Raw genomic sequence first — 21,342 nt, 5'->3', positions numbered from 1 at the left:
CGCACTATTTCCTTCGAGAGTTGTCGAACTTATAGAAACAAATACAGGTCAGCCGACCGTGCTCGGGCCGAGCGCGAGCGGGGCCCAGTCGGCGTCGTCGTCGGGGAGGTCGGCGGTGATGTCGTCGGCAGCGGCACCGAAGTTGGCACCGTCATCCTCAGCGGCATCGAAGTCGCTGTCTTCGCCCGCCGCACCGAACGCGGCACCGTCGTCGTCCGCGGCAGCGAAGTCGGCGGTGTCGTCCTCAGCGACATCGAAGTCGCTATCGTCGCCCGCCGCACCAAAATTGGCACCGTCGTCGTCCGCGGCAGCGGCGCTACCGTCATCGTCGGCGGCACCGACATCGGCCCCGTCGTCCGCGGCGTCGAAGCCGCCGTCGACAGCGTCACCGGCGTCGTCCCCGGCAACACTGGCGGCAGGCGCGGCAGGCGCGGGTGCCGCGTGCCGTGTCTTCGGACTCTGCGGGTTTCCGTTGGCGATCATCTCGATCAAGCCCTTCGCCAATACTGGGCCGACCTGCTTGACCAGGTCCTCCAGTACCGTGCGCAGCGGGGCGGGCAACGCCGCGCTGCCGGTGGCGAGCGAGTCCACGATGGCGGCCAGCGGTGCCCCGGTGCCGGGCTTGGCCGCGCCGCCGGGCTGAGCGCCCATGCCCGGCTTGGCATTTCCGCCGGGCCGGACGGTCGGACGATCAGCGCGATGTGCAGGCCGCTTGGCCGCGACCGGATGCGGACGACTCTGCTGTTGATAGGTGGCGGGCACCGCCGTCAGCACCGCCTTCTTCGACGGCGCGACCCACCCGCCGTCGCCGGACGTGGCGGCCGAGTTGGTGTCGTCCGCGATGGCTTGCCCCGCAGCGCCGTTGGCCGAGACCGCCAGGCCGATCAGCGTCGCCGTCGAGAGCATCGCCAATCGGGCCGGGACGACGTTATTTCGCGGCGCGCTGTGCTTGCCCATGAGTGCCTTCCTTCGAAATGACCGTTCGCTGGCGAAGCCGACAGCCCACCGCTGGGTACGACCTGGTTCGAACTTGCCGGTCGGGAGCCGTTCGACCGCCGCTCTGCGGTCAAGTACGCGGCAATTCGGGCTGTCGGCTTCCATCTGGAAGCGTAGAACTCGGGGGTGTGACGAACAAGCAGAACGGACATTCTTACATCGAATCAAGATGCGATTAACTGTCATGAAGATGACCGATCACAGCCAGATCACGCGGACTACCCCAGCAGATCACCGCAACATCACACCACGGCCACAGACGACTCCGTTCGAGCCGAGTCGCGAATCTTCGGCAATGCCGAGATCATGGGTCGTTAATGGCGCCGAGCAGCGGTTGTTAGAGGAGCTAAAGTCATGTCAGATTTCCCTTGAATCAGCACCTAGGCAAGGCCATTTGTGGTCAAAATGGATACGTGACGAGCATCCTGCGACCGCGAAGGAAGGTCATGCGCCCTCACTTGGCGAGTGACCGTTCTCCAATGATGAGCCCCAGGTCGGGGCTTCTTCGAGTTATGCAGTTGAAGCAACAAGGTGATCTGGGTAACAGGAAGGTTTAGCCTGGCGTAACGTTTGACGTAACGATCAACGCAGTAGATACTGCTTGCACACAAGTCGGCGTAACACCTCGAAGGCAGTCCTTCAGACTCTCGCCACAATTCGCGGATGAACGCACAGTTAACGAAAGAATGTGATGTGTTTGCCGGTCCACGTCGACCGGCAGGTGCCAGGACTCGGTGACGGAATGCTCACTTAATTTTCAGTGATGGACCGAACGTGCTGCAGATGAGCCGACGGCTCGATACAAAGGTTGCCGATGTCTGATTATCCCGTACTAACTTCCAATACGATCACGCTGCGACAGTTCGATTACTTTGTGAACGCGGTCCAACTCGGCTCGCTCTCGGCCGCCGCCAGGCGGTTCGGAATAACGCCGTCCGCGATGTCGCAACAGATCGACGCATTGGAGACCTCGCTCGGCCGAAAGGTCTTCGATCCGCGGTCGCGCCGGTCGAGGCTGACCAAGTTCGGCCGCGAGTTCTTCACCCAGGCCTCCGATGTCGTCGAGTCCGCCCGGCAGGCCATGGCCATGGGGCAGACATTCGGCGACGGGGTGATGACCGTCGGCACCACGCCGACCATCGCGCAGAAGCTGTTGCCGCCGCTCATCTACCGGATGCGGCACGAACGAAATATCGACAGCATCGAGGTCAGGTCGTTCACCGACATCCGCGAGCTCAACGCGACACTGGAAGAGGGCGCGCTCGACGTCGCCGTCGGACCGCTGGAGCAGTCGAGTTCGCGGGTCGTGCACTGCTTCGGCGAGGAAGAACTCGTCGTCGTCTGCCATCCGAGCCAGCGCAGCAGCTTCGACGGCTCGTGGAAACAACTGGTCGAGGCGCCGTGGATCCGCTGCGGCTCGAATTCCGATCTCACCGACACCGTTTCGCGCGAGGCGGGCCGCGCGGGCGTGCATGTCCGCTTCGCTGTCCGCGCCCCCGATGTGACCACCGCGCTCAGCCTGGTGGAACACGGCGTCGGCATCGCGCTGGTGCCGAAGATGGCACTGCACGGATCGGCCAGGCTGCTATCCATCATTCGACTGTCCCGCCCGATTCGCCGGGAATTGACGGTGCACGCGCGGGACAAATCGCTACACGTCGAGAAATTCCTCGAGGTCATCAGCGACTCGGAACTCGTCCGAAAGTTCGGCGCCGCCGGACTACTGGAGATCCGGCGCCCGGAACCCGAAGTGGCACACCGCACACCGGTGCCAGTCGGGCCATTGCCCAACTGATCCCCGCGGCGCCAGGCGAATTGCACGAAGGCCCGGTAAGCATCAGGCTTACCGGGCAGCTACATAGTCGTCCTGGCCGACTGCCACACACCCGGTTGGGGCGCAACGGTGTTCGCCAAGTCCAGGTGCAAGGCGCGATCGCCGCGACGTTCGACCACCGTGACTCGAGGGCCAGCGATCCCGACTTGCATACGCACGTGCTGATCGCCAACCGCGTACGCACCATAGACGGCAGAACGCGCTCCGCGGCATGAAGCGGACGTTAATTGGCCGACACTCCGATGTCGGTGTCTGCGTGATCCCGACCACAGTTCAATAGCTGATAGTTAGCTGAATGATAGGTTGGCTGAGCCTCATGGGTGCGAGCGTAGGGCGCGTCATCGAACGCCAAATCCCGCTCGTGCAGTTACGAGATGGTCTTCCACGTGGTGTTTCTTCATCTGGCGTGCAGAACCGCGCCGTATCGAGAGGAGCAGTCATGATCAAGAGCATTGTCGCGGCCGGCCTCATCACCCTCGGCGCCGCTGTTACCGGAGCCGGTATCGCAGCGGCCGACGAAGTCCAGGTCGAAGGCAGCTACGCCACCCTGGCGGCCTGTCAAGCCGACGGTCCGAGCGTGCAGGTGAACAAGGACAACAGCAAGTGGACCACCTACGACTGCCGCCAAGAAGGCGACGGCCTGTACTACCTGTACCTGTCGAACTAGCGCAGACCCCCGGCGCGGAACTGTCCGTCCCGCGCCGGGGGCTTTGTGGCTGCGGCATCTCAAAGATCAACTGCGGCGCGCCGGACATGGCAACTGTCCACTCGGAAGGCGCGGGTCGCGGCGTGTGCGTAGCGTTCGGCCGACCGCTCGATCACGGTCGGTCGAACGCTCGCACATCGGCTACGAGGGTGCGTTGAGAGATCCTGTCAGCCAGCCAGTTTGGACTGCTGACCAACGCGCGCCACGCTGATTTGCGGACGTTCGATCTGAAGCACTTTGGCATACGATGCCTGCCCTATCGCCCGCAGGCCGTCAGTCTCGCAGGTCCTCATGGCGATGCAAGGGTTGATCAAATGCCTTCGCGGGCAGTGGCGGCCAGTGATCCGAGGAGCGCGAGGGCTTCGCTGCTCGGGGAGCCGGGGGCGGCGTGGTAGATGACGAGCGCCTGGCCCGGACTGGAGCGGACGTCGAACGTCTGCATCGTCAGTGTCAACGGGCCGACGGCGTGGTGCTCGAAGCGCTTGCTCTCCATCGTTTTTCCCCGCGCGTCGTTGGCGATCCACAGCTGCGCGAATTCGGAACTGCCGTCACGTAATTCGGTCAGAACCTGCTGGATTCTCGGGTCTTGCGGGGCCGCGCCGTAGCCGAGCCGGAAGCCCGCGACGGAGTTGCGGGCGACGTCATGCCAGTCCACGTAGAACCTTCGCGCGGCCGGATCGGTGAAGACCATGTGCATGAGGTTGCGTGAGTGGGTCCACTCGTGGAACAGCGCGTCGGCGATCGCGTTCGCGGCGAGGACGTCGTAGGCGCGGTTGTAGATGATGGTCGGGTTGTCCGGCCAGGCGTCCATGAGCTGGAGCAAGCTCGGGTCGACGCGGTCGGCCACGGCGGCCGCGCGGGCCCGTGGGCTGAGCCCGGCCAGCCGGAACAGGTGCAGGCGGCCATCCTCGTCCAGGCGCAACGCGGTGGCCAGAGCATCGACCACCTGAGCCGACGGTCCGCGTTCGCGTCCCTGCTCGAGCCGCACGTAGTAGTCGACGCTGAGCCCGACCAACAGTGCGACCTCTTCGCGCCGCAGGCCGGGTACCCGGCGCGTACCGCTGGTCGGGAGATTCACCTCGTCCGGCCGCAGCTGTGCGCGGCGGGCACGCAGATAGTCGCCGAGTTCGGATGCTGCCATGTCCGCATCGTATGCGGGATAGCGACGGCGTTCATGGGTGCGTTACTCCCAGGAGAACGGCTGCCTGCCAGGCCGACCACGATCCGGCCATCGTGGTAGGCATGACACAAACGACTGTTCCGTCCTCCTGGGATCTCACCGGCCGGGTGGCCGTTGTCACCGGCGCTGCCCGCGGCATCGGCCACGCCACCGCCACCCTGCTGCGTGCGCGCGGCGCCCGGTTGGTTGTCACCGACCGCCTCGACGCCGTCGAGCAGCTGGCCACGAACGACCCGGAGCACGTGGCCGCCCTCGTCGGCGACGTCTCCGATGAGGAATTGGCGCGCGTCACCATGCGATCGGCCATCGACCGGTTCGGGCGCCTCGACATCCTGGTCAACAACGCGGGCCGCACCCTGAACAAGCCGATCACCGAAACCAGCGTCGATGAGTTCGACGCGATCATGCGGATCAACGCCCGCGGCAACTTCGTGCAGGCCCGTGAGGCGTTTCGAGTGATGGAGGCCGACGGTGGCGGGGCGATCGTTTCAATCGCGTCGGTCTCCTCGCTCGTCGCCTTTGCCACCCAGACCGCCTATGCCGCGTCGAAGGGCGCGCTCGCGCAGATCACGCGTGTGCTCGCGATCGAGGGCGGGCCCAAGGGAATTCGCTCCAACGCGGTGCTGCCCGGCGTGATCGACACCGACATCATGGACGGCGTGGTCGACAACGGCCGCGAGATGCTCGCCTCGTTCGGGTCGGCGCATCCGACCGGCCGGATCGGGCGCCCCGAGGAGGTAGCCGAGACCGTCGCCTTCCTGTGCTCCGATGCGTCGAGCTTCATCACCGGCGCGCTGGTGGCCGTCGACGGCGGCTGGACCGCACAGTGAGCTTGCCGAACGGACGACTCACCGGCAAGGTCGCGCTCATCACCGGCGCGACCGGCGGCATCGGGCTGGCTACCGCGGAACTGTTCGCCCGTGAGCACGCGCGGCTGGTCATCACCGATCTCGACGAAGACGCGGTCGAGACGCTCGCGGCGCGACTTCGGGCCGACGGTGCCGAGGTTCTCGGTGCCGCGCTGGATGTTTCGTCGGCGCAGCAGTGGGCGCGGGTCGTCGAGTCGACCGGTCGGCAGTTCGGCGGTCTCGATATCCTGATCAATGTCGCGGGGGTGGTGGACTGGGGCGGGGTCGAAGACACTGAGCACGATGCGTGGGACCGAGTGATCGCGGTCAATCAGACCGGCACTTGGCTTGGGATGAAAACGGCCATGCCGCTGCTGCGTGCATCGGGTGCCGCCTCGATCGTGAACACCTCGTCGGTTCTCGGCATCGTCGGAAGTGGCGGGGCCGCCGCCTACCACGCGTCCAAGGGCGCGGTACGGCTGCTGACCAAGACCGCCGCCGTCGAGTACGCCACGCGCGGCGTGCGGGTCAATTCCGTGCACCCGGGGGTCATCGCGACACCAATGATCCAGGACATTCTCGATGAGCAGGGCGACGAACAACCCGACATTGTGCGCACACCCATGCGCCGCGCAGGTCTGGCTGTGGAGATCGCGTACGCCATGCTCTTCCTCGCCAGTGCCGAATCCTCGTACATCACAGGCGCGGAGCTCGTTGTCGACGGCGGTCTCACCGCGCACTGACGGATGCTAATTCGCAACGTCAACGGGGATCGGGTCCGCGCGGCGGTGATCATGCCACGTGGTGCCAGCGTGCACGACATCTCACGTCGCCGGACGCGCGGTAGGCGGCATGTGCGGATGCCGGGATTCAGCACTCCGTCCGCTCAACCCGGTGGGCACGGGGCGGCTATTGCATCGAGTTGGGTAACACCATTGCCTCCATCGAAGCCACACCCCGGACACCTCCATGCCCGAAGTCATCGAGTCACGCGCGGCGATCGAGGGAGCCAACGGAGTGCTGATGTTCAAGTACTCCGTGGCCGCCGACGTTCAAGGTGCTGCTACCCGCGAGCGGTGACGGAATTCGACCGCCTGCTGCTGACCATCCACGAGCAGGTAATGCCGCTGGAACAACTGGTTGCGTCCGCGCGGTTCAGCGTTGTAAGAGTGCTGGTGCGAGTTCTCGTAGCTGGTCCAGGCCCAGCTGGTGTGGTGCGTAGGTGATGGGTTGAATCGCGACGTGGTCGGCGCCGGCGTCGAGATGTTCCGTTATTCGCCGGCGGATCGTCTCGTGATCGCCCCAAGCCACGAGCGCGTCGACCAGCCGGTCGCTACCGCCCGCGGTGAGGTCTTGCTCGTCATATCCCAGCTCACGCAGGTGATTGATGTAGTTGGGTCGCTCGATCGAGAGGGCGAGGTAGCGTCGGCGGCCCAGGGCACGGGCGACGGCCGGATCGGTTTCCAACAGCACGGCCTGTTCGGGGGCCAACAGCGGCCCATCGCCCAGGATCGTGCGCGCTTTCGCGGTGTGGTCGGGTGTCACCATGTATGGGTGCGCACCATCGGCGCGATCCCTGGCCAGGGCCATCATCCTGGGACGCAACGCGCCCAGCACCCGCATCGGGGGCCGCGGCGGGCGTGGGCTGTCGTATCCGGCGGCGTCGAGCGCGTCGAGGTAGGCACGCATCGCGGTCAGTGGCTTGCTGTAGGCGTGGCCGCGAACGTCGACTTCAGGGCCGTGGCTGGCACCGAGTCCGAGCAGGAATCGGTCGGGGTAGGCCTCGCTCAGTGTGTGGGTGGCCGCGTTGGCGGCGGTCGCGTCCCGGGCCCAGATATTGGCCACCCCGGTGGCCACGACCATGCGCTCGGTCGCGGCGAGCAAGAGCCCGGCGTGGGTGAATGCCTCCTTGGACGCGAAGCCTTCGGAGATCCACAGCGCCCCATACCCGAGACGTTCGATTTCGGCGGCCGCGGCCTGCGAGACCTCGGTCGATGTCGCGTTGAGGTTGCCCGACCACACACCGACTGTGCCGAGTCGAGCGGTGAGGTGTCGTCCTGGGCTGGTCGATACCGGCGGTGTCGGGTTCATCCGGCGCTGGTCACGGAATCGACCGGTTGCTGGGTTGTCGGATTCCATGTGGTGGTGGCGACGTAGGACTCGAAGTCGCGTGCGGGTTTACCTAGGACGTGTTCGACAGCGTCGGTCACCGGCTCGGTGGCCCCTTCGCGTACCAGGCCCAGGTATCGATCGAGAGTCTGGACGTTAGCTTCGGAAATCCCTGAGGCGATCAGACCGGCGTTGAACTCCGCGGGAGCGATGTCGGTGAAGGTGATGTCGCGCCCGGCGGCAGCGGAGATCAGGGAGAACGCTTCGCTGATGGAGTAGGCGCGGGGACCGGTCAGCTCGTAGGTGTGCCCGGCGTGGCGGGAATCGGTCAGTGCCGCGACGGCGACCTCAGCGATGTCCCAGGCGTCGATGAACGATTCTTTGCCCTCGCCCACCGGCAGGATCAGTGATCCCGACAGCACCGCGTCGCGGAAGAATCCCTCGTCGAAGTTCTGGTAGAACGAGGCGGGCCGCAGAATCGTCCAAGACACTCCGGACTCTTTGACCGCTCGTTCCGTGGTCAGGTAGCGCAGGTCATCGACCTTCTCGGCACCGCGCCCGGAGAGCAACACCACCCGGCGTACCTCATGGTGGGTCACGCGTTGCATGAACCGGGGTACGGGATCGATGTTGTCGTCGGCGCACACCAGATACACCGCGTCGGCTCCGATCAGCACGTGATCCCAGGTGGACTCATCGGACCAGTCGAAGCGCACGTCACCCGAGCGCGATGCCGCGCGGATCTCGTGCCCGGCGTCGCGCAGCAGCGAGGCCACCCGGCGGCCGGTCTTACCTGTAGCTCCGAGAACCAGTGTTGTTGTCATGGTTCTTACCCAACCCGCTACCGACGAGCCGATCCATAGTCGCTGGTCTCAATAACCTTGGTGATCGTCTCAACTCGGGGTGGCTCGGTCGGTCTGTGCGCGATCGCGCTTTTGGTATTGGCTCGGTGTGGTGCCGCGTAGGCGTTTGAAGGCGGTGCTGAAGGCGAAGGCGTCGCTGTATCCGACCGTGGCGGCGACCGAGGCGATGGAATTGCCGGATCGTTTGAGCAGATCCGCGGCCAGGGTCATCCGCCAGTCGGTGAGGTAGGTCAGTGGTGGTTCGCCGACCAGTGCGGTGAAGCGACGGGCCAGCGTCGCTCTCGACACTCCGGCCACCTCGGCGAGCGAGCACACGGTCCACGGTTTGTGCGGGTTGTCGTGGATGGCGCGCAAGGCGGGTCCGACGGTGGGATCTGCGAGTGCCTGATACCAGGCGGGTGGTTCGGCATCGGGCAGTGTGAACCAGATCCGCAACGTGCACACCAGCAGCAGGTCGAGCAACCGGTCCAGGACCACCTGCTGGCCCGGCTGCTCGGTGAACACCTCGCTGGTGATCAGCGCCAGCTCGGCACCCGGGGCGTGTGTCCCGGGCACGACGACCACCGGGGGCAGTGCGGTGAGCAGTCGGCCACACACATCGCCGGGTGCTCGATAGGCGCCCATCACCAGGACTGAGGCTCCAGCGGGAATGGTTGCGTGCAGTCGCGGTCCTGGCCAGGTGTCGGGGTCGATGCCAGCGGCTGCCGTGCCCGGGCGGGGTCCGTCCTCGTCGACGGTGATCTGGGGTGGGCGGTGTGGGGCGTCGGCGACCACGAAGGGGTCCGGTCCGCGCACGATCGCGATATCGCCGGCGCGCACGCGGATCGGGTCGCCGCCACATGGGGTGATCCAGGCGTCCCCGCGCAGGATCGTGCACAGTGTCAACTCCGCGCGGTGTGCGAAACGCTGTGACCACGGAGGTGTCGAGGTCGCGTATCCCACACACGCGTTGTTCGCGCGTATCCCGCGGACCAAGTCAGCGAAGGCGTCCACCTGGGCAACACTAGAGGTTTGCAAAGGTCTAGCCTCCATTCGTCGATCGCCAGTCTCGTTGCGGTTCCGGTGCCGCTCCGCCGGGTTGTCATGTCACCCCGGGTGGTGCTGTTCGGCCAGGAGCTGGTTGCCCGCCGGAATCTGCCCGCAGCTGCTCGGTGCTGGAGAGTTGTCGAATCGTTCCAGCAGCCATCGCGCTTGTGCGGCCATCCGCAGTGCTGCGCTGGAAACATGGCTCAGCGCGTCGTATTGCTCGTATTGGATCGCGAGTCCGGCCTCGCAGTACCGGTTGGCCAGTGCCCGTACATCACCGGCGATCATCACCCCGTCGCCGGCACCGATGTCGGGGCCGCCGGCAGGGGTGGCTTCCAGGACGCCGTTGGCGGCTTGGGCGATGAACATTGGTGTGGTGGGAATCGGAGCCAAACCCATGTTGAGGCGGTTGATCGCATCGACGAACGCGGGGATCGAGTTGGGGTCGGGGTAGGGCGGTGAGGCCATCTGCGCCCAGGTCAAGCCTGGATATTGCAGATAGGCGTTGAGGATCGAGGCATCGCGCAACTTCGCGATCGTCGCCCGGCCGAAATCATTCACATACGGTGTCAGGTCGATATCGAAGGCCCGCGATACCCCGACCAGCGCCATCGCGACGACTCCGGCCCACGCCGGGGTACCCGCGCCGTAACGCAGGCTGCGCCCGGGGGCTACGAGCACACCGCCCTCCGCGGCGCCGACGAGGCTGGCGTTGATCTCTGGTGCGTAGGTCGGTGCCTGTATCGCGGCCCAGTTCGTGGCGATCGCGCCCCCGGAGTCGCCCCACAAGCCGATCTTGGTCGTCCCGGTCATGGTGGTGGCGGCGGTGTTGCGGGCGGCCCGCAAGGAATCCAGCGTGTACATCCCGTATTCGGGGCCGGCCCCGAAGTTGGCGTTGGGGCCCTCGGTGTCGGGGATCACGACGGTGTAGCCCGCGTTCAGCAGCGGTGCGAACATCGGCGCCTCACCCGAGGCGACGATCGCTCCGACCGTGAGGTTCCCGGCCTCGGTGATGCCGCCGATTCGCGCGTCGCCCGCGATGGCCCGCGAGGGACTATCGCGCGGATTGAGGGAGTCATAGACCGACTGATACGACACCACCTTGACCGGCTGCGCGGCTGCCGGGGGACGCAGGATCGAGGTCACGTTGGCGGTGGCGCGCCCGAGCGAGTCCGTCGAGCGGTACAGCAGCTGGATCGCCTCGATCGGTGTGGCCACCCCGAAGACGTGGTAGGGCAAGGTCCGCGTTTTCAGGACCGCACCGGGAGCCAACGACGCCAGAGCCGTCTGACCCTGATAGCTGTAGAAACTGTCCTCAGCATGGGCTGCGATCGGCGTGACGCCGAGCGCGCTCACCGCTGTTGCCAGTATCCCGATAGCCGAGCACCGCACGCGCACCTTCGCTGTGTGACGGTTCATGTCGATCCCTTTCCGGTGGCGCTGCAATGCTGATGCCTTCATGGGCTCAGCGCGCTGATCATGTTGTCTGTTCTGCTCTTTCACGCACCGGAACGGACGCGCGATCGCACCCGCGATCGTCCGGGTTGGGTCGCGCTGCGCTCTGCTGCTCAGTCCCACCTGCGTATGAGGCCGCCATGACTCCTCGCTATGGGTGTGCAGAGGTTAAGTTCCAATCGCGGCGGGGTCCGCCGCTCGCGCTCGGCCGCCGAAAGAGCGAATCTGGTCGCATGAGCTTCTGTGTGTGAAGCACCAAGTTGTGGCCACGGTATGGCTAGTTCGTTTCGATCCCTCAGTTAACTACCATCTGTAACCTACTATTTGAAACCTACTATTGGTAGATTAATCGGGAAGACAAGGCGGACTGGAAGATGACCACCTCCAACCGGTTGTCCAAGCAGGCAAGGCGCGAGCAGTTGCTCGACGAGGCCGTGCTGATCGTGCGTGCCGTGGGCGCCGATGGGTTGAGCCTGCCGGTCCTGGCCGACGCCGCAGGGGTGAGCAAGCCGATCGTTTACGACCATTTCGCTAATCGGCCGCGGCTACTGCTGGCGCTGTATGAACGTCTCTATCAAGCGCACCGAACCGCCTCGGAGCAGGCGTTGGCCGATGCTGAAGCCACCGCCGGAGGGGTCGCCAGGGTCATGAGTGAGGTGTATTTCGCCTGTGCGGTCGACATGCCGGAGTTCGACTCCGTCGCTGCGGCGCTGCAAGGCAATCCAGACATGGAGGCCATCCATCTGGTCATGTTCGACAGGTATATGGATGCGATGATCGCCGCGCTACGTCCCTACACGGACCTCACTACCGCGGCGCTCGCACTGCGCTGCGTAGGTCTGTTGGGTGCGGCCGGCGCGATCGCCGCCGAATTGAACCGAGGCCGCACGACCCGCGAGCAAGCGGTCACCACACTGGTGGATCTCATGGTCAGCGGCCTCGGCGCACGAAACGACTGCTGAGCGGTACACGGTCTCCGCTCATGCCGTCCCCGCGACTCGCTGTCTGTCGTAGCCGCCCGCGTACGAGGATGGGTAATCATCACATCGCTAGCGGGACTGCACCTTTCACTCTCATACCGTTGTTGTCGGGCGGTTAGTGGACCTCGGCGTTGACGGCAACGCTGCCCAGGATCAGCGCGGTCAGCGCGGAGATCGCGTCGGCGATGTCGGTGCGCCCGCGATTGAGCGCGGTGCCGATCGCTTCGGCCGCTCCCATCGCGCCGAAGCATCGCAGCCGCAGCTCGTCGAGGCCGAGACTGGAGTACGGGCCCAACGCGGCGATCATCACCCCCGCGTACAGATCACACAACTCACCCTCGACAGCATCCAATTCCGGATTGCCCTTCAGCGCCGCGGCGATCGCGTGCCACTCCGGCACTTCGGTCAGGCACGCCAGATAACTGGTGCTCAATACCCGCGCGATGTCGGCGGCTGTCGGTGCGGCATCGACTAACGCCTCGGTCGAAACGGTGCGCAGGCGATCGGCAAGTTGGCGGTAGAGCGCGACCAGCAGGCCTGGGCGAGTGCCGAAGTGGTCATAGACGATCGGTCTGCTCACCCCGGCGGCTTCGGCCAGGGTCGGCAGACTCAGGCCGTCGGCGCCTTCGGTGCGCACAATCGCCAACGCGGTGTCGAGTAACTGCTCGCGGCGGTCCTGGCGGGACAGCCGGGGCGACACTCTAGGCACATTTTCCTCCCATACGTTGCCACTCAGCATACGCTACAAAATGTAGGTTGCTGGGTTGGCGTCGCCCCTTCCGCCAGTGCGTGGCGACTCGATGGGCTTCCCGCTGTGAGCCCGGCTCAGCTCAGTTCGATGACCGTCAACTCGCCGTCGGCGTGCTGAGCGCGCAACCGTTTCTTGTCGAACTTGCCGACGCTGGTCTTGGGCACCTCGGTGATGAAGGCCCAATAGTCGGGCAGCTGCCATTTGGCGAATTTGGCGGTCAGGAACTCGCGCAGCTCTTCGGGGTTGGCCTCGGCACCTTCGGCCAGCACGACGGCGACGAGTGGGCGCTCGTCCCATTTCGGGTCTGGAATGCCGATGACCGCGGCCTCGGCGACCGCGGCGTGCGCGACGACCGCGTTTTCCAGATCGACCGAGGATATCCATTCGCCACCGGACTTGATGACGTCCTTGGCGCGGTCCACCAGAGTCAGATAGCCGTTGGCGCTGATCGTGCCGACATCGCCGGTGCGCAGCCAGCCGTCGTGGAATTTGTCCGCGTCGAGCACTTCACCGGTCGGCGAGTAGTAGGAGCCGGTGATCCATGGACCGCGAACTTCCAACTCGCCCAAGGACTTTCCGTCGTTGGGGGCTACGTTGCCGTCGTCGCCGATCAATCGTGCTTGCACACCGGCCGGGAACCGGCCCTGGGTGTAGCGGTAGGCCCACGCCTGCTCGCCTTCGGTTGCGGCGGGGGCGTGCGCCACCGATCCCAGCGGGGAGGTCTCGGTCATGCCCCACGCGTGCAGCAGTTTCACACCGTGGTGTTCCTCGAAGGCCCGCATCATCGATGGTGGCACCGCGGCGCCGCCGACCACACAGGTCCGTAGATGCGAGATGTCTTGCGGTTGCGCCGCCAAACCTGCCAGCACGCCGCCCCAGATGGTCGGTACCGCCGCGGCGAAGCTCGGGCGCACCACGGCCATCATCTCCAGTAGCGGTCCCGGTTGCAGGAACCGGTCCGGCATCAGCAGATTCGCACCCGACATCATGGCCGCATACGGAATACCCCAGGCATTGGCATGGAACAGTGGCACGATCGCCAGCACGGTGTCGGCGGCGGTGAAGCCCATGCCGTTGGGCGCGCACACCTGCGCGGCGTGCAACCAGTTCGAGCGATGGGAGTACACGACGCCCTTCGGGTCACCGGTGGTGCCGGAGGTGTAACACATGCCCGCCGCAGAACGCTCGTCGATGACCGGGTAGTCGTAGGTCTCCGGCTGCACGGCAAGCAGTTCGGTGTAGGAATGCACTTGTACGCCCTCGGGCGCTCTCAGCGCGGCGGCATCTTCATTGACGACGATGATATGGCGCACCGATGTCAGCCTCGGCACGTACTGCGCGAACATGGGCAGCAGTGTCGCGTCGACGATGACCACCTGATCCTCGGCATGATTTGCCACGAACACGAGTTGCTCGGGGAACAACCGGATGTTCAATGCGTGCAGTACCGCACCCATGGCCGGCACCGCGACGTAGGCGATCATGTGTTCGTTGTTGTTCCACATGAAGGTGGCGACCCGGTCACCTTCACCGATACCCATCTGCCGCAACGCGTTCGCCAGTCGTGCCGCATCCTGGCCGATCTCGGCGTAGGTCTGGGTTCGCACCGCGCCGCCGGTCCAAGTCGACACGGTGCTCTCAGCGTGGAAGGTGGCCGCGTAGCGCAGCAATGTCGCCAGCGATAGCTGCTCGTCCTGCATGGTGCTCAACATGGTGTGGCTCTCGTTCGATTTCGGGGGTGGTCCCAGCGCGAAGCCCGCGGCGGGGTTCGGTCCACAGGCCCAGGCCGGGACAATGAATGTCTCGGCCTGGGCCGTTGTGGTGCGCAGGGCTTTTCGGCGGGTCAGTCGAAGACGGGCAGCACTACCCGGGAGGGTCGGGCCAGGTCGTGGAAGATCTCGAGGGTGTAGGGGGTGGTGCTGATCGCGGTGAGGGTGGGTTCACCGGTTCCGTGGTTGCGGGCGAAGCGGGGGAACGCGCCGCCGCTGACCTGGACCCGGACCCGATGCCCGCGCCGGAATCGGTAGGCGGTGCTGGTGAGTGCGACCTGTGCGCTCACCACGCCGTCGTCATCGGCGGCGGGCGTACCTGGGCGCAACCGCAGGATCCCATCGGTGACATTGCGCGAGACACCTTTAGCGTCGACGTCGCACAGGCGCACGAACACATCGGCGTGCCCGGATGCGGTGCGCACGTGGATGGTGGCGTTGATCTCACCGATCAGGTCCAGATCGCGCTCGAGCCGCTCGCCGGTGAACACCAGCACGTCGGAGCGTTTCTCGATGTCACGGTTGTTCTGGCCTCGGGTTTTGCCGATCAGGATCAACCCGCCCACCGACGGGGTGGGGTCGGCGGGGTCGTAGGTGATCATGTCCGGCGGGGATTCGGCAGGGGTCTGGTCGAGGCGGCCCGCGGTGTGCAGGAACACCGGGACCGGAGTCGAGGGTGGAGGCCAGTTGTCGAAGTCGAGCCAGGTATCGGCCTGCTGCAGGAACAGCCGCACCGCAGGACGCTGTAATCGTGTGGTGTCTCCGAGCAGATGCGCGCTGAGCCACGAGAGTTGGTCTCGAACCAGATAGGCAAGGCTGGCCAGGTCACCGTGGCCCCACGGGCCGACAGTGAGCCGCGCTTGTTGTCCCGCGGCGCGCATCTGGGCGAAGTCACGCAGCGTCTCGGACACGAACAGGTCATACCACCCGGTGGTGCTGGCCATAGGAGTCATGAGGGTCGGTACGCCCGCGCTGTGGTCGATGGGATCCCAGCGTTCGATGGACTCGGCATTGCTGGCCAGATCGGTGAAAAACGGTGACGGCCTGCCGAGGGCGGCCGTATCCGCGCCAGACAGCGGCAGCATGTGCATGGCCTTCCGGGTTCGGCGCATGAATCCGAATCCTGGAATGATCTGTTGCATCCCGCCCAGATCCTGTTCCTGCACCCCGATCAGCACAGACCACTGCAGCGCGTTGTCCAGGGCGAGGACCCCGCCGGGATACATCGAGCTGACGTACTCCGAGGCGCCAACCCCCACGCACATCGCTTCCAGAGGCTTGTCCAGATACGGGGCCACAGCCCACTGGGTGAAGCCGAGATAGCTGGAACCGGCGGTGGCGACCCGCCCGTCACACCACGGCTGTTCACGCAGCCACTCGATGACTGCCAGTCCGTCTTCCTTCTCATTGTCGAAGGGCCGGAACGTGCCGCCGGAACCGAAGGTGCCACGCGAGCTGACTGTCACCACTTGCATTCCACGACGCGCGAAAACCGGTCCATACAAGCTCATGTACGCACCGCTGCGGCCGTACGGACTGCGGATCAGCACCACCGGCATCGCTGTCTCGCCCGGCGGGCGTAGCCGGTCGGCGAGCAGTTCGACTCCATCGGGCATCGGGATTCGCATGTCCCGGGTCTCCTGCGGAACGGCAATGGTCGCGGCCGGAACTTTCAGCCACGCATCGATCAGTCGTCCGAGTGCCGCGGAGCGCGCATATCGCCAATCCAAGCTCATCGCCGCGCTCCGCTCCCGAGTCCGCAACAGCACAGGCCGGAGTGGGCCGAGGCCCACCGTGCGGCGATTGCGGCGGCTGCATCGGCCTGTTGGTGACTAGAACCGCGTGACAGCGACAACGATGTCGAATGTTCCATGGTCATCTTTCCTCTCGAAGCCCCACCTACCTACTTAATGTAACCTACCTTTTGTAGTTACACGAGAGCTGGGTCACAAGAGAGGGATCCTCGGTTCTGCCGACCCGGGCTGCGGGGTGTTGGCCCGCAAGCAGCACTCGATCAGGGGTAGTCAGGTCGTCGGCGCGGACATCGAGCGAGGCTGCGTCACTTCACAGAACGAGCTGCCAACGCAGATGGCCCTTCGCCTCTTGTGCAACCGTGTGACCTACGCTACAAATCGTAGGTTACATATTGTAGTTTGAGGTGGGCGAGAGGGAAATCACGGTGAAAGAGACAATATCAGCGCTGGTTACCAGTGGTTCAGATCGTTCGAATGCGAATACCGACGGCGTCGCCGGGGAGTCCGGTGCGCGGCGAGGATTCGGCTGGCGGCACGCGCCGGCTGCGGCAATCGGCCGCGCGGTCGATGCATACATGGGAGTGCCGCGCGCAGTGGTCGCGGTCCCCGAGTCGAGAAAGAACATGCGGATTCCGATGCCCGACGGGGTGGAGTTGCTCGCGGATCGGCTGCGCCCACCGGGCGAGACACCCATGCCGGTGGTGTTGATCCGCAGCCCCTACGGCAGGAGCGGGATGTTCGTGAGCATGTTCGGGCCGGTGCTGGCCCGCCAAGGCTTGCAGGTGGTGACGCAAAGTACACGGGGCACCTTCGGTTCCGGCGGAGAATTCTCGGCGTTCCATCAGGAGCGCGAAGACGGTCTGGCGACCGTGGCGTGGTTGCGTGAGCAGCCCTGGTGTGACGGGCGGATCGCGATGGCCGGTGCCAGCTATCTCGGCTGGGCTCAATGGGCGGTCGCCCCGTATCTGGACAAGCCACTGGAAGCGATGTGTGTCGGTGTGGCCGCCTCGGAGTTCGGCACCTCGATATATCCCGCGGGGACGATCGCTCTGGATAATGCATTGAAGTGGGCGGTGTTCACCGGAATTCAGGAACGGCAAGCCGCCGGACTCCAACAGCTACATCCCCTCCTCGGGTTCGGGCGCCGCACCCGCGCGGCCATGCGCTCGCTGCCACTGCGTGATGTGGCCGTGGCCGCGATGGGCGAACCGTCGCGATTCTTCTCCGAGATCGTCGCCAACGCCGAGAACCACGCGTTCTGGGACCACATCGATCACAGTGCTGAGGTGGAGGCCGTGACCACCCCGACCAGCGCCGTCACCGGCTGGTATGACCTGTTCATCTCCGCCCAACTGCAAGATTTCCAACGCGCGCGTGCCGCGGGCCGTCAAGCGCGGATCACCATCGGCCCCTGGGCACACCAGGATTCGGACATGCATCCCTACATGCTGCGTGACCAACTGTCATGGCTGCGGGCTCACCTGCTCGACGACCGCGCGCAACTACAACGCCCACCGGTGCGACTGTTCCTGCAACAGGCCAGACAGTGGCTCGACTTCGACAACTGGCCACCGCCCTCGACTCCAGTGCCGACGTTCCTGCAAGCCAGTGGTCGCCTCGGCTCGCAGTTGGCCGAGTCCGCACCGCAATCCTTCATCTACGACCCCGCCGACCCCACCCCGTCCCCGGGCGGCCTGATCCTGATCGGCAAATCCCACGACCAGGACAACCGGGAGGTCGAGGCACGCACGGACGTGCTGGTGTTCACCGGCGACCGGCTCGAACGCGATCTCGACCTGATCGGCGAGCTCACCGCCACGATCCACGTGCGCACCACCTCCGGGCACGCGGACGTCTTCGTGCGCCTATGCGACGTCGATGAGAAAGGCATCTCACGCAACGTCACAGACGGAATCGTGCGCTTGCGCCCCGGTGCACCCGCCGCCGATGACGACGGCATCGTGACAGCGCACGTGGCAGTCACCCCGACCGCCTACCGGTTCCGGAGAGGTCATCGAATTCGAGTACAGCTGGCCGGGGGCGCCTTCCCCCGCTTTTCTCGTAACCACGGCACCGACGAACCCGCCGCGACGGCTGTATCCACGACTCCGTACCGGATCGAGATCTTCCACGATCCAGCACACCCGTCACAACTGGTACTACCCGTCTTCGGCTGAACACCAGCAGGATCGGCTTCCTACGGCGCCAGACCCGCAACCGCCCCGTCGTCTCCGCCATGGCCGGCATTATGGGAGGTTCGGGTTGATTGCGAAGTCATGTTTCATTGGGGCCAGCCCACATCGGCGACGGTGTGATCGGTGCGGATACCGCGGAAACTGGGGTGCCGGACGATTCCCTCAACGGTCAGCTCGCGGTGTCCGATATCGGCGATCAGGACTGGATCGACCCAGCGTGCCGTCCGGGCGGCGGGGGCCGGAGCGTCGAGTGGGCTGTTGGTGCGGGTGAGTTGATCCAGCGCGCTACGTAGGGCCCGGCGGGCAGCCATGGTGAATCCTGTTCCGACGCAACCGATACACCGCAGCCGTCCGGTGTCGTCATTTCCGGCAAGCACTAGGGATCCGAACGTAGGCCACCGCCCGGCATCCAGCCAACGACGATGCCTTCGGTGGTGCGACGCAACGGTGTCTTGACCCACCGCGGTGAACGCCGACCAGGCTCGTAGGCGGAGTCCAATTTCTTGCTGATCACACCTTGTGCACAGCCGGTCATTGACCGAATGATCGTGGCCGATGACCACTGGTGTGTGGCGGGTGCAATTCATCCGCGAGGAGTTGCCGCAGGCCCGAACCGATCTGCCGTTCGAGGTCGACGTGGCCGGGTGGACGGACTGGGTTGAGTCTGCGGGTCTCGAGGTGGGGACTCCGTTTCTGGTGTCGCCGTTGTTCGAGTACGACGTGGAGCTGAACGGATTCTTCGGTTCGTCGGGGATGCGGTCGGCCGCGTTGGCGACCCAGCACGGGTACGCCCGTGATTTGGCTGCGTTCTTCACTTTTCTGTAGAGGTATCCGACGACGCGCGCGAGGCCGCCCTTAAGGCGATACCGGCGGCGCGCATCGGCCGACCCGACGAAGTCGCCGCGGCCATCAGCTTCCTTGCCTCCGACGACGCCGCCTACATCAGCGGTGCCATCATCCCGGTCGACGGCGGTTCGGCGACGACATCGCCGCCGCCATGATCGCCGCCTGGTCCACCGCGCCGAGATCATCTCCCTCAAGGACGGCAGCCGGCTCAAGGACCGCGACCTCGGCCGGGTTCCCGCGGCCAAGACCAACGATTGAACACGGATTGGAACAGCGCATTTGGATAGGCTGGCGCAGTGTCCGACGCGCTGCACTTCAACGCTCACGCCGCGATCTATGATCGCGGCAGGCCGCCGTACCCGGCAGCGTTGTGGAAACGGCTGCAGGACATCGGACTACTCCGACCGGGTGTTCGGATCCTCGAACTCGGCGCCGGTTCCGGACTGGCGACGGGCCCGATGCTCCAGGCCGGCGCCTCCGTCATCGCAGTCGAGCCTGGTGAGGCTCTTGCCGCCCTCCTGCACCAACGTTGGCCGAAAGCGACCGTTCACCTCAGCACCGCCGAAGCCGCCCCCATGCCAGCAGCGTCTTTCGATCTCGCCGCCGCGGCGACCGCGATACATTGGTTCAACCTCGACGTGGTGCTGCCGAAACTCCATCGCACCTTGGTGCGTGACGGGCACCTTGCGGTGTGGCGCAATGCCTTCGGTGTCCCTTCGATCGCAGTCACTCCGTTCCGGCGGCGAATCACGGCGATCACCGCGCGCCGAGGCGACTACGCGCCACCGCCGCCGGTACCCGGAGAATTCGACACCGACGCATGGATCGATCAGCTAACCAGCAGCGGATATTTCAGCACCACCCACGTCGAGCACTTCCGCTGGACGATCGAACTGGGCACCGATCAGATCCACGACCTGTTCACCACCTTCAGCAACTGGAACGCCGCCGAAGTCGACGAAGCAGCGCAAGCGGTGAACGACCTCGGCGGCCACGTGGTCGAACACTACGTCACCCCGCTGATCATTCTGAAACGAACCGCAACGGACTGACCAACTGCGCGGACACCAGACACGTCCTCCCCAACGGCCGGAGTGGGTCACGATCAACCGGACTAGATGGGGAGCAACTGATCGGCCTTGACACAGAGGTGCATACGTATCGGCAGAAGCGCGCGTCCACATGGATGCACGCACATCGGCAATATCGGATGTTCTGCGCGGCAGTCGATCTCGCCGCGCAGAACGCGCGATACGCGGCAGAAGCGCGTTGCCGTTAGGGCGCGAGTCCGAGGACGGCCTGCAGGTCTTCGAGGCCGGCCAGGTGCGTGGTGAGTTCGCTGCGTTCGGCTTCGGTGAGGGGGACGGCGCGGGCGCGGGTGAGGGCATCGACCGCGGCGGTGGTGTCCTCGGCGCGGATGGCGAGTTCGGCGCGGTAGGCCAACGCCTCGACCAGTTCGGCAGCCGGTGCGCGCCCCTGCTCCCGGGCCAGCATGGCGTCCAGGATCTTCGCCGCCTGCTGATTGTCGCCCTTGGAGTCGCCGAGCACGACGGCGTTCTCCAGGGCCCTGGCCAGCTTGCCGACCGCGGGCGCACCGGTGCCGCCAGTACCCGGGGACGCGAAGATCCGGATCCAGTTCCCGCCGGGGTCGACGACCGTGAACCCGGAGTAGTTGTCGGCGTTCTTGCGTTTCCGCGGGCGGGTCATCCGCGGGATCCCGGCGATCAGGAGCTTGCCGTGGACCGCGCGCATGCCTGTGGCGAACGCCTCGAAGAGCTGCTGGGTGTCGGGCACGAGTACCACACAACTGCCGTAGGAGTCCTCGGGCTGGAAATCCGGCATGCCGAAGAACTGCAGCTGCAGGTCTTCTCGCTGCAGGCCCACGCACGGATACGGCCGGGCCTGGTAGTAGGTCCGGGTGAAGCCGAGCATGGTGTAGAACTCGACGATCTCGTCGATGGACCCGCATGGAAGCAGCGGAACGGTTATCTCGTGGGCCATGACATTGCTCCGTCTCGAAGGGAAGGCAT

At 65.3% G+C, this 21,342-nt stretch carries 20 protein-coding genes and 2 pseudogenes; 11 read left to right on the top strand and 11 right to left on the bottom strand.

Going from position 1 to position 21,342, the window contains the following annotated elements; all coding sequences use genetic code 11:
* Nucleotides 1–48: 48 nt before the first annotated feature.
* A complete protein-coding gene (locus ACIA8C_RS05845) occupies nucleotides 49–957 on the bottom strand; it encodes a hypothetical protein (protein ID WP_397131308.1) in 909 nt (302 codons plus the stop codon).
* A gap of 853 nt (nucleotides 958–1,810) precedes the next feature.
* Here ACIA8C_RS05845 and ACIA8C_RS05840 point away from each other — a divergent pair.
* The 3 genes from ACIA8C_RS05840 to ACIA8C_RS05830 all read left to right on the top strand — a co-directional run bounded on the left by ACIA8C_RS05840 (nucleotide 1,811) and on the right by ACIA8C_RS05830 (nucleotide 3,497).
* Nucleotides 1,811–2,791: a LysR family transcriptional regulator gene (locus ACIA8C_RS05840; RefSeq protein WP_397131306.1), complete on the top strand. Its 981-nt coding sequence runs from the start codon at nucleotides 1,811–1,813 to the stop codon at nucleotides 2,789–2,791.
* 20 nt (nucleotides 2,792–2,811) lie between these two features.
* Nucleotides 2,812–3,045 carry a relaxase domain-containing protein gene (locus ACIA8C_RS05835; RefSeq protein WP_397131304.1) on the top strand — a complete coding sequence of 78 codons (234 nt, stop codon included), beginning with the start codon at nucleotides 2,812–2,814 and terminating at the stop codon, nucleotides 3,043–3,045.
* Between the two features lie 224 nt (nucleotides 3,046–3,269).
* Nucleotides 3,270–3,497 carry a hypothetical protein gene (locus ACIA8C_RS05830; protein ID WP_397131302.1) on the top strand — a complete coding sequence of 76 codons (228 nt, stop codon included), beginning with the start codon at nucleotides 3,270–3,272 and terminating at the stop codon, nucleotides 3,495–3,497.
* Between the two features lie 349 nt (nucleotides 3,498–3,846).
* Here ACIA8C_RS05830 and ACIA8C_RS05825 read toward each other — a convergent pair whose 3' ends face one another.
* A complete protein-coding gene (locus ACIA8C_RS05825; protein WP_397131300.1) occupies nucleotides 3,847–4,677 on the bottom strand; it encodes a helix-turn-helix transcriptional regulator in 831 nt (276 codons plus the stop codon).
* 101 nt (nucleotides 4,678–4,778) lie between these two features.
* Between ACIA8C_RS05825 and ACIA8C_RS05820 the strand changes: the two genes are divergently transcribed.
* Complete coding sequence (locus ACIA8C_RS05820) at nucleotides 4,779–5,546, top strand: SDR family NAD(P)-dependent oxidoreductase (protein ID WP_397131298.1); 768 nt, start codon at nucleotides 4,779–4,781, stop codon at nucleotides 5,544–5,546.
* Nucleotides 5,543–6,307, top strand: coding sequence for an SDR family NAD(P)-dependent oxidoreductase (locus ACIA8C_RS05815; protein WP_397131296.1), 765 nt, complete (start codon nucleotides 5,543–5,545; stop codon nucleotides 6,305–6,307). Before ACIA8C_RS05820 ends, ACIA8C_RS05815 begins: the two co-directional genes overlap by 4 nt.
* A gap of 412 nt (nucleotides 6,308–6,719) precedes the next feature.
* Here ACIA8C_RS05815 and ACIA8C_RS05810 read toward each other — a convergent pair whose 3' ends face one another.
* The 4 genes from ACIA8C_RS05810 to ACIA8C_RS05795 all read right to left on the bottom strand — a co-directional run bounded on the left by ACIA8C_RS05810 (nucleotide 6,720) and on the right by ACIA8C_RS05795 (nucleotide 10,981).
* A complete protein-coding gene (locus ACIA8C_RS05810) occupies nucleotides 6,720–7,655 on the bottom strand; it encodes a TIGR03620 family F420-dependent LLM class oxidoreductase (RefSeq protein ID WP_397131293.1) in 936 nt (311 codons plus the stop codon).
* Nucleotides 7,652–8,497 (bottom strand): NAD(P)H-binding protein, encoded by an 846-nt coding sequence (locus ACIA8C_RS05805; RefSeq protein WP_397131291.1) that lies wholly within the window; start codon nucleotides 8,495–8,497, stop codon nucleotides 7,652–7,654. Before ACIA8C_RS05805 ends, ACIA8C_RS05810 begins: the two co-directional genes overlap by 4 nt.
* A gap of 69 nt (nucleotides 8,498–8,566) precedes the next feature.
* Nucleotides 8,567–9,529: an AraC family transcriptional regulator gene (locus ACIA8C_RS05800; RefSeq protein WP_397131289.1), complete on the bottom strand. Its 963-nt coding sequence runs from the start codon at nucleotides 9,527–9,529 to the stop codon at nucleotides 8,567–8,569.
* A 93-nt stretch (nucleotides 9,530–9,622) separates the two neighbouring features.
* Complete coding sequence (locus ACIA8C_RS05795) at nucleotides 9,623–10,981, bottom strand: lipase family protein (RefSeq protein ID WP_397131287.1); 1,359 nt, start codon at nucleotides 10,979–10,981, stop codon at nucleotides 9,623–9,625.
* A gap of 455 nt (nucleotides 10,982–11,436) precedes the next feature.
* Here ACIA8C_RS05795 and ACIA8C_RS05790 point away from each other — a divergent pair, with 455 nt between their 5' ends.
* Entirely contained in the window at nucleotides 11,437–11,979 is a 543-nt protein-coding gene (locus tag ACIA8C_RS05790; protein ID WP_397131285.1) for a TetR/AcrR family transcriptional regulator, read from the top strand.
* A 133-nt stretch (nucleotides 11,980–12,112) separates the two neighbouring features.
* Here the strand turns inward: ACIA8C_RS05790 and ACIA8C_RS05785 are convergent, their stop codons facing one another.
* The 3 genes from ACIA8C_RS05785 to ACIA8C_RS05775 all read right to left on the bottom strand — a co-directional run bounded on the left by ACIA8C_RS05785 (nucleotide 12,113) and on the right by ACIA8C_RS05775 (nucleotide 16,253).
* Nucleotides 12,113–12,706 carry a TetR/AcrR family transcriptional regulator gene (locus ACIA8C_RS05785; protein WP_397131283.1) on the bottom strand — a complete coding sequence of 198 codons (594 nt, stop codon included), beginning with the start codon at nucleotides 12,704–12,706 and terminating at the stop codon, nucleotides 12,113–12,115.
* 116 nt (nucleotides 12,707–12,822) lie between these two features.
* Complete coding sequence (locus ACIA8C_RS05780) at nucleotides 12,823–14,460, bottom strand: long-chain fatty acid--CoA ligase (RefSeq protein WP_397131281.1); 1,638 nt, start codon at nucleotides 14,458–14,460, stop codon at nucleotides 12,823–12,825.
* A gap of 131 nt (nucleotides 14,461–14,591) precedes the next feature.
* Complete coding sequence (locus ACIA8C_RS05775; RefSeq protein ID WP_397131280.1) at nucleotides 14,592–16,253, bottom strand: CocE/NonD family hydrolase; 1,662 nt, start codon at nucleotides 16,251–16,253, stop codon at nucleotides 14,592–14,594.
* 641 nt (nucleotides 16,254–16,894) lie between these two features.
* Between ACIA8C_RS05775 and ACIA8C_RS05770 the strand changes: the two genes are divergently transcribed.
* Entirely contained in the window at nucleotides 16,895–18,448 is a 1,554-nt protein-coding gene (locus ACIA8C_RS05770; protein WP_397131278.1) for a CocE/NonD family hydrolase, read from the top strand.
* 104 nt (nucleotides 18,449–18,552) lie between these two features.
* Here ACIA8C_RS05770 and ACIA8C_RS05765 read toward each other — a convergent pair whose 3' ends face one another.
* The gene (locus ACIA8C_RS05765; protein ID WP_397131276.1) at nucleotides 18,553–19,053 is read right to left on the bottom strand and encodes a hypothetical protein; all 501 of its coding nucleotides are present in this window, start codon (nucleotides 19,051–19,053) and stop codon (nucleotides 18,553–18,555) included.
* Here ACIA8C_RS05765 and ACIA8C_RS05760 point away from each other — a divergent pair.
* The 4 genes and pseudogenes from ACIA8C_RS05760 to ACIA8C_RS05745 all read left to right on the top strand — a co-directional run bounded on the left by ACIA8C_RS05760 (nucleotide 19,022) and on the right by ACIA8C_RS05745 (nucleotide 20,364).
* Nucleotides 19,022–19,291: a hypothetical protein gene (locus ACIA8C_RS05760; protein ID WP_397131274.1), complete on the top strand. Its 270-nt coding sequence runs from the start codon at nucleotides 19,022–19,024 to the stop codon at nucleotides 19,289–19,291. The two genes, ACIA8C_RS05765 and ACIA8C_RS05760, sit on opposite strands and share 32 nt — an antisense overlap.
* Nucleotides 19,292–19,308: 17 nt before the next feature.
* Nucleotides 19,309–19,467, top strand: a pseudogene (locus ACIA8C_RS05755) (SDR family oxidoreductase); the annotation flags it as partial.
* Nucleotides 19,440–19,570, top strand: a pseudogene (locus ACIA8C_RS05750) (IS21-like element ISAau2 family helper ATPase IstB); the annotation flags it as partial. The pseudogenes ACIA8C_RS05755 and ACIA8C_RS05750, both read left to right, overlap by 28 nt.
* 38 nt (nucleotides 19,571–19,608) lie before the next feature.
* A complete protein-coding gene (locus ACIA8C_RS05745; RefSeq protein WP_397131272.1) occupies nucleotides 19,609–20,364 on the top strand; it encodes a class I SAM-dependent methyltransferase in 756 nt (251 codons plus the stop codon).
* Nucleotides 20,365–20,587: 223 nt separating this feature from the next.
* Here the strand turns inward: ACIA8C_RS05745 and ACIA8C_RS05740 are convergent, their stop codons facing one another.
* Nucleotides 20,588–21,313: a VOC family protein gene (locus ACIA8C_RS05740; protein ID WP_397131270.1), complete on the bottom strand. Its 726-nt coding sequence runs from the start codon at nucleotides 21,311–21,313 to the stop codon at nucleotides 20,588–20,590.
* Nucleotides 21,314–21,342 lie beyond the last annotated feature (29 nt).

Origin of the sequence: Nocardia sp. NPDC051321 (assembly GCF_044455225.1) — a bacterium.
Classification (GTDB): domain Bacteria; phylum Actinomycetota; class Actinomycetes; order Mycobacteriales; family Mycobacteriaceae; genus Nocardia.
Note: the sequence above shows the minus strand (reverse complement) of the source record. Positions and strands in the feature narration are given on the sequence as shown.